The 13,752-nt window shown below is 66.0% G+C and carries 12 protein-coding genes; 8 read left to right on the plus strand and 4 right to left on the minus strand.

All coding sequences use genetic code 11. The features are described from left to right. Positions 1–483 precede the first annotated feature (483 nt). From B3446_RS02230 to B3446_RS02245, 4 genes are all read right to left on the minus strand, one after another. Positions 484–1,590, minus strand: coding sequence for a porin (locus tag B3446_RS02230; protein ID WP_291377117.1), 1,107 nt, complete (start codon positions 1,588–1,590; stop codon positions 484–486). A gap of 231 nt (positions 1,591–1,821) precedes the next feature. Further along, positions 1,822–2,541, minus strand: a complete 720-nt coding sequence (locus B3446_RS02235; protein WP_291377118.1) for a glutamine amidotransferase — start codon at positions 2,539–2,541, stop codon at positions 1,822–1,824. Between the two features lie 37 nt (positions 2,542–2,578). Then, on the minus strand, positions 2,579–2,848 hold the full coding sequence (locus tag B3446_RS02240) for a hypothetical protein (protein WP_291377120.1): 270 nt from the start codon (positions 2,846–2,848) through the stop codon (positions 2,579–2,581). A 117-nt stretch (positions 2,849–2,965) separates the two neighbouring features. Further along, positions 2,966–3,892: a LysR family transcriptional regulator gene (locus tag B3446_RS02245; protein ID WP_291377122.1), complete on the minus strand. Its 927-nt coding sequence runs from the start codon at positions 3,890–3,892 to the stop codon at positions 2,966–2,968. Positions 3,893–4,058: 166 nt separating this feature from the next. On the opposite strand from B3446_RS02245, the gene B3446_RS02250 reads away from it, so the two are divergent. The 8 genes from B3446_RS02250 to hutH all read left to right on the plus strand — a co-directional run bounded on the left by B3446_RS02250 (position 4,059) and on the right by hutH (position 13,694). Then, positions 4,059–4,556, plus strand: coding sequence for a (R)-mandelonitrile lyase (locus B3446_RS02250; protein WP_291377124.1), 498 nt, complete (start codon positions 4,059–4,061; stop codon positions 4,554–4,556). Then, positions 4,534–5,331 (plus strand): carboxymuconolactone decarboxylase family protein, encoded by a 798-nt coding sequence (locus B3446_RS02255; RefSeq protein ID WP_291377125.1) that lies wholly within the window; start codon positions 4,534–4,536, stop codon positions 5,329–5,331. The genes B3446_RS02250 and B3446_RS02255 overlap by 23 nt, the downstream gene beginning before the upstream one ends. Positions 5,332–5,497: 166 nt before the next feature. Then, on the plus strand, positions 5,498–5,971 hold the full coding sequence (locus tag B3446_RS02260; RefSeq protein ID WP_291377127.1) for a (2Fe-2S)-binding protein: 474 nt from the start codon (positions 5,498–5,500) through the stop codon (positions 5,969–5,971). After that, positions 5,968–8,259, plus strand: a complete 2,292-nt coding sequence (locus B3446_RS02265) for a xanthine dehydrogenase family protein molybdopterin-binding subunit (RefSeq protein WP_291377129.1) — start codon at positions 5,968–5,970, stop codon at positions 8,257–8,259. Before B3446_RS02260 ends, B3446_RS02265 begins: the two co-directional genes overlap by 4 nt. Positions 8,260–8,332: 73 nt before the next feature. Next, complete coding sequence (locus tag B3446_RS02270) at positions 8,333–9,298, plus strand: XdhC family protein (protein WP_291377132.1); 966 nt, start codon at positions 8,333–8,335, stop codon at positions 9,296–9,298. Positions 9,299–9,388: 90 nt separating this feature from the next. After that, positions 9,389–10,132, plus strand: coding sequence for a histidine utilization repressor (hutC, locus tag B3446_RS02275; protein ID WP_291377134.1), 744 nt, complete (start codon positions 9,389–9,391; stop codon positions 10,130–10,132). 255 nt (positions 10,133–10,387) lie between these two features. Continuing rightward, positions 10,388–12,067 (plus strand): urocanate hydratase, encoded by a 1,680-nt coding sequence (hutU, locus tag B3446_RS02280; protein ID WP_291377136.1) that lies wholly within the window; start codon positions 10,388–10,390, stop codon positions 12,065–12,067. Positions 12,068–12,164: 97 nt separating this feature from the next. Continuing rightward, on the plus strand, positions 12,165–13,694 hold the full coding sequence (hutH, locus tag B3446_RS02285; protein ID WP_291377138.1) for a histidine ammonia-lyase: 1,530 nt from the start codon (positions 12,165–12,167) through the stop codon (positions 13,692–13,694). The last annotated feature ends 58 nt before the right edge of the window (positions 13,695–13,752 follow it).

The raw sequence follows: 13,752 nt of genomic DNA on the forward strand, positions 1-13,752 counted from the left end.
GGCGCTGCCGCTGCTGGCGGCTTAGCCGCAGGTGAAGCCGCCGCAGGCGCTCCGCCTGCTGCCGCCGCATCCCCCGGCTGAACATTCTGTGCCTGCGCAGAGGCGCCCGTGGCCATGGCCAGCGTCAACGCCAATGTCATTTCTGCGAGCCGTGCGTTGTGCGTGTGCATAGCTATCCGATGATTAGGCTGAGCGCTCAATACTACAACGACACTCACCCTGCCCTCAGGCGATGACGGTCGGCAGGGTGATCCAAAATGCTACGCAATCCGGCATCCGCAAATGACGAAGCCCGCGCAAGCATGCGCGGGCCTTCAAATTGCCATGATCGGAGTTCGGGTGAGCGGACTGGGAGTGGAGCTAGGGAGGTGGCCGCTTTTTTCGCGTCTGTGGCCGGGTAAGACGCCCAATCCGCTCAGTGCAACCGCGGTGCAGGGCGCAAGCGGCGCGCGCCGGGCGCGCGCCGCTCATCACGTCTGCCGCTTAGAAGCGATGACGGACACCGACCATACCCACCGTGCTCTTCACGCCGTCGATGAACGCGAAGTCCGTGGCGTAGGAGCCCAGCGCGTACAGGTTCGTACGCTTGGACAGGTTGTACGTGTAGCCGATGCTGTACACGTTCATGGCCGAATCGCCACCGGTCAGCAGATCGCTGTCCGGATCGGCACGTTGCCACGAAGCCAGAATGGTGCTGGCGCCAAGCGGAACGGTCACGCCGACCATGTACGAATTGGCCTTGAAGTCTTCGACGCCAACGTTCGAGCTGAAGCTCTTGGCCTCGGGGCTGCCGCTGCCGAAGGCGTTGATGCTTTGGCCGGTGAACCAGCCGTCACGCGTCTGACCGAAGGCGGCCGCCAGCTTCACGACTTCAAAGTCGTACGAAGCGCCGATGCTCCATGCCTTGGGCGTTGCGTCGTTGTCCAGCTGGGTGGCCGGGTTCAGTTGGTCGTACGTCAGGGCGACGTTCAGCGGGCCGTTCACGTAACGCACGCCAGCGGTGATGGCGCGGGTGTTGTCAGCCGTGCGGAAGCCGGTCTGCGCAGCGGTCGTGTCGGCGATGTTGAACGAGTAGCCGACGCCAGCCTGGAACCCGCCGAACGACGGGGTCGAGTACTGGACCATGTTGTCGTAGCGGACGGTGTTGGCGGCGCTGAACGCGTTGCCGATGTTGGCTTGGCCGTAGCTGGCGCCGAACGGATCGATCGCGCCCAAATACTTGGAAGCGATGTTGGTCTGGCGGCCGAATTCCAGCAGACCCCACGACGAGCTCTTCAGGCCGATGGTGGCTTGGCGGCCGAACAGGCGGCTGCTCTGGCCCGACTGGCCGTTGGCCGAGTTGAAGCCGCTTTCCAGCGTGAACACGGCGGAGAGGCCGTCGCCCAGGTCTTCCGAACCGCGCAGGCCCCAGCGCGAACCGCTGGAGACGCCGTTGCTCATGCCGACCTTGGATTCATGGTAGCCATCGCCCTTGATCCGCTGATAGCCCACGCCCGTATCGATCAAGCCGTACAGCGTCACCGAGGTTTCCGCCTGCGCCATGCCGGACAACGCGGCAAAGATGGCGGTGGCGAACAGAGTCTTTTTCATTACAGATTCCCATTGATGTGAACAGACATGCGCATGTGGCCAGACCCGCATAGCAGGCGGCACAGTGATGCACACGGCGCATGGCAGGAACGGATTCTAGGGACGCAATGTGTCAGTTCTGGGGACACAAGCGATTTCGCAGCAAGAAATGGAAATAATCGCTTTTTTGTGGCGCGACGCCGACAGCGGCGCGCACATCGACCACGCCGGCAGGCGTGTCATGTGCGTATGCTATGAAGACAGTATGCGCGCAAACGTGCGCAGCAATTGGCGCGCATCGTGCGTGGGGACAAGGCCCGCCACCATCGCCGCCACGTCGTGGCCCTCCGCCTCAAACACCGGCGCGCGGCGCGACAGGCACGCCGACATCAGCGTCGGCGAGAACTCGGGATGGAATTGCACCGACCACGCGTTCGGCCCATATCGCAGGACCTGATGCGGATCGTGCCGCGAACGGGCAAGCACTTCGGCGCCCGGCGGCGGCATCAACACGCTTTGCTCATGCGTCAGATTGGCCAGAAAACGCCGCGGCAACGCGCCAAGCAATGCATCGTCGCCAACGTCCGCGCAGAGGTCGATGGCATGCTGGCCGATCTCGCGGCCCTGCGGATGAAAGTCGACGACGCCGCCCAGCGCGTGCGCCATCAGCTGATGGCCGTAGCAGATGCCCAATAGCGGCAACTGCGCGCCATGCGCGCCGCGCAGCCATTCGGCCGTCCGCTCGCTCCAGGGCTCACGATCCGTCACCATGGACCACGATCCCGTCAGCACCGCGCCGGACACGTCATTCCAAGCGGGCAAGGGTTCGTCGTCGTGGGGCTTGAAGACCCGCACCGGCAGGCCCGGGTTCTCAAGCGCGGCCAGCATCCAGTCGGATTGTTCGCCTTGCGCCTGCCGCAAGTCTTCGGGCGGGCGGCCCATCTGAATGATGGCGAGCGGCTTGCGGGTCATGGACAACGATTCTGCGGAAGGGAGAGGATGACGGAGTTTACTTGCCGAACAGGCGCCGCAGACGCTGGGACTCGGCGAGGTTCAGGCGCTTGGCTTCGTCTTCGGCGTAATCCCGCTCGCCGACATCGTAGGACCCTTCGTGCAGGCACTTCTTGCGATTGGCCTTGCACTCGTCGTTGGACCGGGCGGGCGTGGTGGCCGCCATGCTGGCCTTTTCCTCAGCCGTCGGCTTGCTGGAAGAGCAACCCGCCACCAGCGCGACAAAAAACAACGCCGCGCCGCAGCGGCTGATCGTGAATATCGACATTTTCCCGGCCCTACAGAAACGCTATAGCCGCTTTTATAGCAAAGGCGCGCGGGGAAAGACGTGTTAAGTGGTAGCAGACGCGCGGCTTACCAGTGCATGTCCTCAGGCCCGCTCCCCTCACGCGCCCGCTGATCCGCCGCCGTCCAGCGAAGCCGCGCGATACCGCAGCGCCTCGATGACCAGCGCCAACGCCGGCGAGAGCTGCCGGCGATTTGCGTAGTAAAGGTGATAGCCCGGAAACACCGGCCACCAATCCTCCAGCACGGGCGCCAGCCGGCCCGCTTCGATGTGCGGTTTGACCAGGTCATAGGGCACATAAGCCAGGCCCATGCCATCGAGCGCCGCCTGCAGCATCAGGAACGTATTGTTGAACACGGTCTGCCCGTTCACGCGCACGCTCAGCGCGCGTCCATCCTTTTCGAAGTCCCAGGCGTACAGGCCGCCGTGCGTGGGCAGCCGCAGGTTCACGCAACAGTGCTCCGTCAGTTCCTGCGGCGTGGCGGGCAGTGATCTGCCGGCCAGATAGCCCGGCGACGCGGCGACCGCCATGCGCAGGTCGGGCGCGATGCGCACGGCGATCATGTCCTTGTCCACGCGGTTGCCCACGCGAACTCCCGCGTCGAAACGTTGCGCGGCGATGTCGGTCATCGCGTAGTCCACGCTGAATTCGATTTGCACGTCCGGGTACTCCCGCAAAAGCGGCAACAGGCGCGGCCACAGCGCCGTCACGATCGCGTGGTCATGCGCGGTGATGCGTACCGTGCCCGCGGGCTTGTCGCGCATCGCGGTCAGCGACTCCAGCTCCTGCTGTATTTCGCTCAGCCGGGGACTCAGCACACTCAGCAGCCGGGCGCCGGCTTCAGTAGGTGAAACGCTGCGGGTCGTCCGGGTGAGCAACCGCACGCCCAAGCGTGCTTCCAGCGCCAGCATGGCGTGGCTGAGCGCAGACCGCGACAAGCCAAGCTGGGCCGCAGCGCGGGTGAAGCTGCGGGTCTGCGCCACGGCCATGAAGGCATGCAGATCGTTGAGGTTCTCTTTGGGCATTGGTGAATTCCGTGCACCAGGGAATACGTATTTTGCGATCTTCTCATCTAATCCGCCGGATCATACAGTGCGACGGGTGGGCGCCGATGGCGGGTCGGCGCCCCGCCAAACCCGACGTGGCGCGCGGCAAACAGCGCCGCCGCCCAACGAACAGAGGCAGAAAAGCATGCAAAAACACGTAAGCAAGATCGCGGTCTGCGCCGCGCTCGTCCAGACGGCGGCGGCGCAAGCCGGGGAACCGCAGCCCACCGCCTCCCCAGCGGCGCAGCAGATCACACGCGCGGGCGCGCAGGCGTCCATCGCCGGTCCGCATGACTACTTCGCGGGCCGCGCGCGCATCGATCCCGTGTGGGCGGCCGATGAGGACGTCAACGCTTCGGGCGCACTTGTGACCTTCGAGCCCGGGGCACGATCAGCCTGGCACACGCACCCCGCCGGACAGCGGCTTGTGGTGACGTCGGGCGTCGGACTGACCCAGGAATGGGGCAAGCCCGTGCAAGAAATCCGGCCGGGCGACGTGATCCACTGCCCGCCTGGCGTCAAGCACTGGCACGGCGCCACACCTGGCACCGCGATGACGCACCTGGCCGTCACGCCGTCGGTCGATGGCAAGAACGTCACCTGGATGGAGAAGGTCAGCGATGAACAATACGCCTCGCGTTAAAGCGCGGATAACACAATTTCGCAATCGCGCGCTTGCCGCTGCCTTTGGCCTGGCCGCAGTGATCGCCCTGCCCGCCCACGCGCAAGGAGCCTCCAACGTGACAGACAAGACACATACGGCGACGCAGGCCTCGGACTCGCTGTCCGCACGCCAGGCGGCAATCGTGCCCATTGCCGCGTTTGCGGCAGCCGGCGACATCGCGCGGCTGAATGCCGCGCTTGAGCAAGGTCTGGATGCCGGATTGACGGTCAGCGACGCCAAAGAGGTGCTGGTGCAGCTATACGCCTACGCCGGCTTTCCGCGCAGCCTCAATGCTCTGTCCGAACTGATGAAGGTGACGCAGGCCCGCCAGCAACGCGGCATCCAGGACGCGCCCGGCGCCGAGCCCGCCCGGCCGATCCCGCAGGGCGACGCGCTGCTGGCCGCCGGAACGGCCAATCAGACCAAGCTATCCGGCGGCCCGGTCCAGGGCCCCTTGTTCGACTTCGCTCCCGTCGCCAACGAATACCTGCGCACGCACCTCTTTGGCGACATCTTCGAGCGCGACAACCTGGACTGGCAAAGCCGCGAAATTGCGACGGTCAGCATGCTGGCCGCACTGACGGGCGTCGAATCGCAACTGCAATCGCACATGCGGATCAGCATGAACGCGGGTCTGACGGCGCCGCAACTGCGCCAACTCGCCCAGGTGCTGGCGTCACACGTCGACGCGCAGGCGGCCCGCCGCGCAACGGACGCGCTGGACCGCCAATTGCTGGTGCAAGCCGGCAAGTGACGGCAAGGGCCGGTTCCCGCGCAGCCATGACCAGCCCTCAACACTGTCAAATTAGTCCCCTTAATGAACCAACCGGGAATTTTTTGGGCAAAATCCGGGACTTAAGAACAGATCCCGCCACCCGAGGCAAGGCAGGCTTGTCGTGCCCTCCCCCAGGACTCCCTTCATGACGCAATTGCAAATCAACGGCCAGACCAAGGACGTCAACGTCCCAGACGAAATGCCGATCCTATGGGTCCTGCGCGATGAACTGGGCATGACCGGCACCAAATTCGGATGCGGCATGGCCTTGTGCGGCGCCTGTACGGTGCATATCGACGGCACGCCCGTGCGCTCCTGTTTGACACCCGTGTCTGCGGCCTCTGGCCGCCAGCTCTCGACCATCGAAGGCATGGAAGCCGATCCGGTCGGCCAGGCGGTGCAAGCGTCCTGGATCAGCAACAACGTCGCGCAATGCGGCTATTGCCAGGCCGGCCAGATCATGACGGCGGTAAGCCTGTTGAAGGCGACTCCCAACCCAACCGAACAACAGATCGCGGACGCCATGAGCGGCAACATCTGCCGCTGCGGCACGTACCCGCGGATCCTCGCGGCCATTCAGCAGGCCGCAGCCCGCCTCGCCCAAGGAGGCAAGCAATGACCGCCGCCGTTCAGCATTCGCGCCGCGCCTTCCTGCAGGGCAGCCTGGGCGTACTTACGCTCGCCGTCACCGCAAAGGGATGGGTCACCGCGGCGGTGGCCGCCGAGCCGGCTGCCAAAGCATACGGCGCCGACAGCATGCCCGGCGGCACCGTGGACGATCCGCTCGTCTTCGTCAGCATTGCTGCCGATGGCGCCGTCACCATCGTGGCGCACCGTGCCGAGATGGGCACCGGCGTGCGCACCAGCCTGCCGATGGTGGTGGCCGACGAAATGGAAGCACGCTGGGAACGCGTGAAGGTCGTGCAGGCCCCCGCCGACGAGTCCCGCTACGGCAACCAGAACGTCGACGGTTCGCGCAGCATGCGCCATTTCCTGATGCCGATGCGGCGTGTGGGCGCGGCCGCCCGGCAGATGCTCGAAGCGGCCGCGGCGGCGCGGTGGTCCGTGCCCATTGCCGAGGTCAAAGCCGAACAGCACGAAGTGCTGCATGGGCCGAGCGGCCGCCGTCTTTCGTATGGCGACCTGGCGGCGGACGCGGCCAAGCAGCCCGTGCCTGCGGGCAACGCCCTCAAACTCAAGGCCCGGTCCGAATTCCGCTACATCGGCAAGGATCAGGTGCGCCTGGTCGACCTTGAAGCCATCGGCAAAGGCCAGGCGATCTACGGCATGGACATGCGCCTGCCCGGCATGGTCTACGCCGTCGTTGCGCGCCCGCCCGTCGTGGGCGGCCGGGTGCGGCGCGTCGACAGCGCCAAGGCGCTCGCCGTGCCCGGCGTGCTGAAGGTCGTTGAAATTCCCGCCATGCAAGGGGCGCCCGCCTTCCAGCCGCTGGGCGGCGTGGCGGTCGTGGCGCGCAACACCTGGGCCGCCCGCCAGGGGCGCGACGCGTTGCAGATCGAATGGGACGACGGCCCGAACGGCGACTATGACTCCGCCGCCTACCAGCAGACGCTGCAGGCGGCGGCGCGCGCGCCCGGCAAGACGATGCGCAACCAGGGCGACGCCGCGAATGCCTGGGCCAACGCGCCGGAAGCCGAGCGCGTGTCCGCGGAGTACTACGTCCCGCACCTGGCCCACGCGTCGATGGAGCCGCCCGTCGCTACCGTGCAAATCCAGGGCGATCGCGCCGAGGTCTGGACGTCCATCCAGAATCCGGTCGCTGCCCGGGATGCCATGGCCGCGCGCCTGAAGCTGGAGCCCGCCAACGTCAAGGTCAACGTGCTGCTGCTGGGCGGCGGTTTCGGCCGCAAGTCCAAGCCCGATTTTGTGGACGAAGCGGCCATCGTCGCCCGCGCCATGCCCGAAGGCACGCCGGTCAAGCTGGTCTGGACCCGCGAAGACGACATCCATCACGACTACCTGCACACGGTCTCGGTCGAGCGCCTGGAAGCCGTCATGAACACGCAGGGGCAGGTCCAGTCCTGGCTGCACCGCAGCGCCTCCCCCACCATCGCGTCGTTGTTTGCGCAAGGCGCCAAGGGGCAGCAGATGTTCGAGTCCGCCATGTCGGCGATCAACATGCCCTATCGCATTCCGAATGTGCGCGTGGAAACCGCCGAAGTCGAAGCCCATGCGCGCATCGGCTGGTTCCGATCCGTCGCCAACATTCCGCATGCCTTCGCGGCCCAGTGCTTCATCGACGAACTCGCGCATCGCGCGGGCAAGGATCCTCAGGCATTCGCGCTGGAACTCATTGGCCCCGCGCGCCAGATCGATCCCGGCACGTTGGCTGACACGTGGAACTACACCGAATCGCCTGAACGCTACCCCTACGACACCGGCCGCCTGCGCGGGGTGATCGAGGCCGCGTGCAAAGGCGCGGGCTGGGGCCGCACATTGCCGAAGGGGCATGGGCTGGGGCTGGCCTTCTGCTACAGCTTCATGAGCTACACCGCCACGGTGGTCGAGGTGGCGGTGGACGACAAGGGCGAGATCCGCGTCGTCGCCGTGGACATGGCGATGGACTGCGGCCCGCAGATCAACCCCGAACGCATCCGCGCGCAGATGGAAGGCGGCGCCATCATGGGGCTGAGCCTGGCGCTGACCAGCGAGATCACCTTTGAAAAAGGCCGCGTCAAGCAAAGCAACTTCCACGACTACGAGGTGCTGCGGCACAACGCCTCGCCGCGCATGATCCGCACGCATCTGGTCAACGACGACCACGCGCTGCCGCCGGGCGGCGTGGGCGAACCGCCAGTGCCGCCCGTCGCCCCCGCGCTGTGCAACGCGATCTTCGCTGCGACGGGCAAGCGGATCCGTACCCTGCCGGTCCGCAAGCTGGCATAAGCGGAAAACCAACCTATGACAGAATCAGGGCCCTCCGCCATGAACGCCTTATTGATCCGCAGGGAGCACGCCCATGGAAAGCGTTGATGTCCGCGTGCTGAGCGCGGCGCGCGACTGGCAGGAGGCCGGCCATCGCATGATGCTGGCCACGGTCGTCAAGACGTGGGGCTCGTCGCCGCGGCCCGTGGGATCCATGATGGTGCTGCGCGAGGACGGCCGTTGCATCGGCTCGGTGTCCGGCGGCTGCATCGAGGACGACCTGATCCACCGCTACACGCGGGCTTACGGCGACGGAAGCATTCCGCAATCGGCGCCCGAACTCGTCCGCTACGGCGTCACCGCCGACGAGGCGCACCGGTTCGGACTGCTTTGCGGCGGGACGCTTGAACTGCTTCTGGAATTTGGACCGGACGGCGGAATGCTGAATGAACTGGTCCGCCGGCTCGAGGCCGGCCAGCTCGTACAGCGGACGGTCGATTGCGCCAGCGGCGCTGTCACGCTGAGCGATGCCTCGGCGCCGGAGGCCCTGCATTTCGATGGCGTCACCCTGTCCAGCACGCTAGGCCCGCAGTACAGACTGTTGCTGATCGGCGCAGGCTCGCTGGCCGAGTACGTCGCCACCATGGCGCTGTTCAATGATTTTGCGGTCACCGTGTGCGATCCGCGCATCGAGCATCTGGGCACATGGTCCGTCGAGGGCGTGGCATTCACCACCGAAATGCCCGACGACGCAGTGCGCGCGCTGAACCCGGATTCCCGCACGTGCATCGTGGCGCTCAGCCATGACCCCAAACTTGACGACATGGCGCTGCTGGAAGCGCTGCATAGTCCCGCCTTCTACGTCGGCGCCATCGGCTCGCGCCGTAACGCCGCCAGCCGCCGGCAACGGTTCATCGAGCACCTGGACGAAACCGAAGCATCCATGCAGCGGCTGCACTCGCCAGTCGGACTGCACATCGGCAGCAAGACGCCGGCCGAAATCGCGGTGAGCGTGATGGCGCATATTCTGGCTGTGAAAAATGGCGTGATGACGGGATAGCGGCGCGGCCGTTCGCAAGCGATGTGTACCTGTCTATACTAGGAACCGCATTTTTCCTTGCTTACGTGTCGCACTCCCAGGATCCCGCCCGTGGCCGCTTCTCCCCCCCGTTTGCCCGTCCCGGCCAATGCCCTGCCCGCCCCGCTGTACGCGCAGGTCAAGCAGATGATCGCGCAGCAGATCCGCAGCGGCGCCTGGCCTGCGCATTACCGCGTGCCGTCCGAAGCCGAGCTGGTCGATGAACTGGGATTCAGCCGCATGACGATCAACCGCGCGCTGCGCGAACTGACCGCCGAAGGCCTGCTGGTGCGGATGCAAGGCGTCGGCACGTTCGTCGCGCAGCCCAAGGCGCGCTCGGCGCTGTTCGCCGTGAACAACATTGCCGACGAAATCGCGGCGCGCAACCACCGCCACCACAGCCGTGTCGTGCGGCTGGCCGAAGAACCGGCCGGCGCCGAGCAAGCTCAGGCGTTGGACATCCGCGCAGGCCAGCCGGTGTTCCATTCACTGATCGTCCACTACGAAGACGACGTACCCATCCAGCTTGAAGACCGCTACGTCAATGTCCGTCTGGCGCCCGACTACCTGCAGCAGGACTTCACGCAAAGCACGCCGTACGAATACCTGACCCGCGTGGCGCCGTTGAGCGCGGGCGAGCACGTGGTCGAAGCCATTCTCGCCAAGCCGCGCGAATGCCAGTTGCTGCAGATCGACCGCGAAGAACCCTGCCTGCTGATCCGCCGGCGCACCTGGTCCGGCGACCGCGCGGTGACACTGGCCCGCCTGATCCATCCGGGTTCACGCCACCGGCTGGAAGGCAAGTTCACAACGTGACGTTCACCGCTTTCCGCACGCTGTACCTATGACGCGACGAGTCGCGTCCGACTGAACTGCAACGCGCCCGTGCGGCGCCCTCCCGCATGACTTTTCCCATGCCGAAATCTCACAGGTTTCGGCATTTTTCATTGGGGTAATCCCTCAGTTCAAAATCAGTCATCTGCTATTGTATATACAACCATAGTCGTCTTAAGATCTGCTCACCTTGGCGCTGGATCACAGCGCGCCTTGACCCGATCCAGGAGACTTCACTTGAACCCATCCCCCCGATTCCGCGACGCCGTCATCCGCGCCCCGCGCGGCAGCCAGCTCAACACCAAAAGCTGGCTGACCGAAGCGCCCTTGCGCATGCTGATGAACAACCTCGACCCCGATGTGGCCGAAAACCCGAACGAGCTCGTCGTCTACGGCGGCATCGGCCGCGCGGCCCGCGACTGGGATTGCTACGACAAGATCGTTGAATCGCTCAAGGCCCTGAACGACGACGAAACCCTGCTCGTGCAATCGGGCAAGCCGGTAGGTGTTTTCAAGACACACGCCAACGCGCCGCGTGTCCTGATCGCCAACTCCAACCTTGTCCCGCACTGGGCCACCTGGGAACACTTCAACGAACTGGACGCCAAGGGCCTGGCCATGTACGGCCAGATGACCGCGGGCAGCTGGATCTACATCGGCAGCCAGGGCATCGTCCAAGGCACGTACGAAACCTTTGTCGAAGCCGGCCGCCAGCATTACGGCGGCAACCTGTCCGGGCGCTGGGTGCTGACCGCCGGCCTGGGCGGCATGGGCGGCGCGCAGCCGCTGGCCGCCACCCTGGCCGGCGCGTGCTCCCTGAACATCGAATGCCAGCAAAGCCGCATCGACTTCCGCCTTCGCACCCGCTACGTGGACGAACAGGCAGCCAACCTGGACGACGCGCTGGCCCGCATCGCCAAACACACGCAGGCCGGCCGCGCCGTGTCCATCGCGCTGTGCGGCAACGCCGCCGAGATCCTGCCCGAACTCGTGCGCCGCGGCGTCAAGCCCGACATGGTCACCGACCAGACCAGCGCGCACGACCCCTTGAACGGCTACCTGCCCGCCGGCTGGTCGTGGCAGGAATACCGCGACCGTGCGCAGCGCGAGCCGGCGGCGGTCATCAAGGCCGCCAAGCAATCCATGGCCGTGCACGTTCAAGCCATGCTGGCTTTCCAGCGCCAGGGCGTCCCCACCTTCGACTACGGCAACAACATCCGCCAGATGGCCAAGGAAGAGGGCGTCGCCGACGCGTTCGACTTTCCCGGCTTCGTTCCGGCCTACATCCGTCCGCTTTTCTGCCGGGGTGTGGGCCCCTTCCGTTGGGCTGCGCTGTCCGGCGACCCGCAAGACATCTACAAGACCGACGCCAAGGTCAAGGAACTGATTCCCGACGACGCCCACCTGCATCATTGGCTCAACATGGCCCGCGAGCGCATCAGCTTCCAGGGCCTGCCCGCGCGCATCTGCTGGGTCGGCCTGGGCGAGCGCGCCAAACTGGGCCTGGCGTTCAACGAAATGGTGCGGTCGGGCGAACTGTCGGCGCCCATCGTCATTGGACGCGACCACCTCGATTCCGGCTCGGTCGCCAGCCCCAACCGCGAAACCGAATCCATGCGCGACGGCTCGGACGCCGTGTCCGATTGGCCGCTGCTCAACGCCCTGCTCAACACCGCCAGCGGCGCGACGTGGGTGTCACTGCACCACGGCGGCGGCGTCGGCATGGGCTTCTCGCAGCACGCCGGCATGGTCATCGTGTGCGACGGCACCGATGCCGCCGCCGAGCGCATCGCCCGTGTGCTGACCAACGACCCTGCCACGGGCGTGATGCGGCACGCGGATGCCGGCTACCAGATCGCCATCGACTGCGCACACGAACACGGCTTGAACCTGCCCATGGTGACCGGCAAGCGCTGATACCCGCGCGGCGCAGCCTCGCGATGGACTGGCCCGCGCAACAGACGGCATGACAACGATAGCAAGCAGCCGGATCACCGGCGTAGGAGAAAGAGGAATGGAATTGCATGTGAAACCGGGCCGCTTGACGCTGGCCGACCTGCGGCGCGCCTATCAGCAGCCCGTTAGCCTGACGCTGGATCCGGGCGCCGCGCGGGGCATCGACGCCAGCGTGGCCACGGTTGAACGCATCATCGCCGAAGGCCGCACCGTCTACGGCATCAATACGGGCTTTGGCCTGTTGGCCTCGACCAAGATCGCGCGCGAAGACCTGCAGGCGTTGCAGACCTCGCTGGTCCGCTCGCATGCAGCCGGCGTGGGCGAGGCGCTGGACGACGCCATGGTGCGGCTCATCATGGTGCTCAAGATCAACAGCCTGGCTCGCGGTTATTCCGGCGTGCGCCGCCATGTCATCGACAGCCTGATCGCGCTGGTCAACGCGGGCGTGTACCCGCACATTCCGCTCAAGGGTTCGGTGGGCGCCTCGGGCGACCTGGCCCCGCTCGCGCACATGTCGATGGTCCTGCTGGGCGAAAGCCAGGCACGCTACCAAGGCGAATGGCTGCCCGCGCGTGAGGCGCTGGCGCGCGCGCGCCTCGCGCCGCTCACGCTGGCCGCCAAGGAAGGGCTGGCCCTCTTGAACGGCACCCAGGTGTCCACCGCGTTCGCGCTGCGCGGCCTGTTCGAAGCGGAAGACATGATGGCGGCAGGTCTGGTGTGCGGCAGCCTGAGCGTCGAGGCCATGCTGGGCTCGCGCGCCCCCTTCGACGCCCGCATCCACGCCGCGCGCGGGCAGCTTGGACAGATCGACGTCGCCGCCGTCTACCGCAGCCTTTTGGGCGACGACAGCGAAGTCGGCCACTCCCACGCCGATTGCGGAAAGGTGCAGGACCCCTACTCGCTGCGCTGCCAGCCCCAGGTGATGGGCGCCTGCCTCACGCAGATCCGCCACGCCGCGCAGGTACTGGAAATCGAATCGAACGCCGTGTCCGACAACCCGCTCGTGTTCGTCGAGCAAGGCGACGTCATCTCCGGCGGCAACTTCCATGCCGAACCCGTGGCGCTGGTCGCCGACAACCTGGCGCTGGCGCTCGCCGAAATCGGCGCCCTGGCCGAACGGCGCATCGCGCTGATGATGGACAAGCACATGTCGCAGTTGCCGCCATTCCTGGTGCGCAAGGGCGGCGTCAACTCGGGTTTCATGATCGCCCAGGTGACGGCGGCGGCACTGGCAAGCGACAACAAGGCACTGGCGCATCCGGCCAGCGTGGACAGCATGCCCACGTCGGCCAACCAGGAAGACCATGTGTCGATGGCGCCCAACGCGGGCAAGCGGCTATGGGCCATGGCCGACAACGTCCGCGACATCCTGGCCATCGAATGGCTGGGCGCTTGCCAGGGCCTGGACTTCCGCGCAGGGCTCAAGACGTCGCCGCAGCTTGAAGCCGCGCGCCGCGCGCTACGCGAGAAAGTGCCCCACTACGAAGAAGACCGCTTCTTCGCGCCCGACATCGCAGCGGCCAGCGGCCTGATCGCCGCGCAAGTCATGAACGGCCTGATGCCGGCCGGTCTGCTGCCCAGCCTCTGACGCTGCCACCCCGGCCGGAAGCATCCGGCCGTCATTGCCTCGCCGCGCGTACGGGCCC

Origin of the sequence: Achromobacter sp. UBA5777, from assembly GCF_002418565.1 — a bacterium.
GTDB lineage: Bacteria > Pseudomonadota > Gammaproteobacteria > Burkholderiales > Burkholderiaceae_B > Achromobacter > Achromobacter animicus.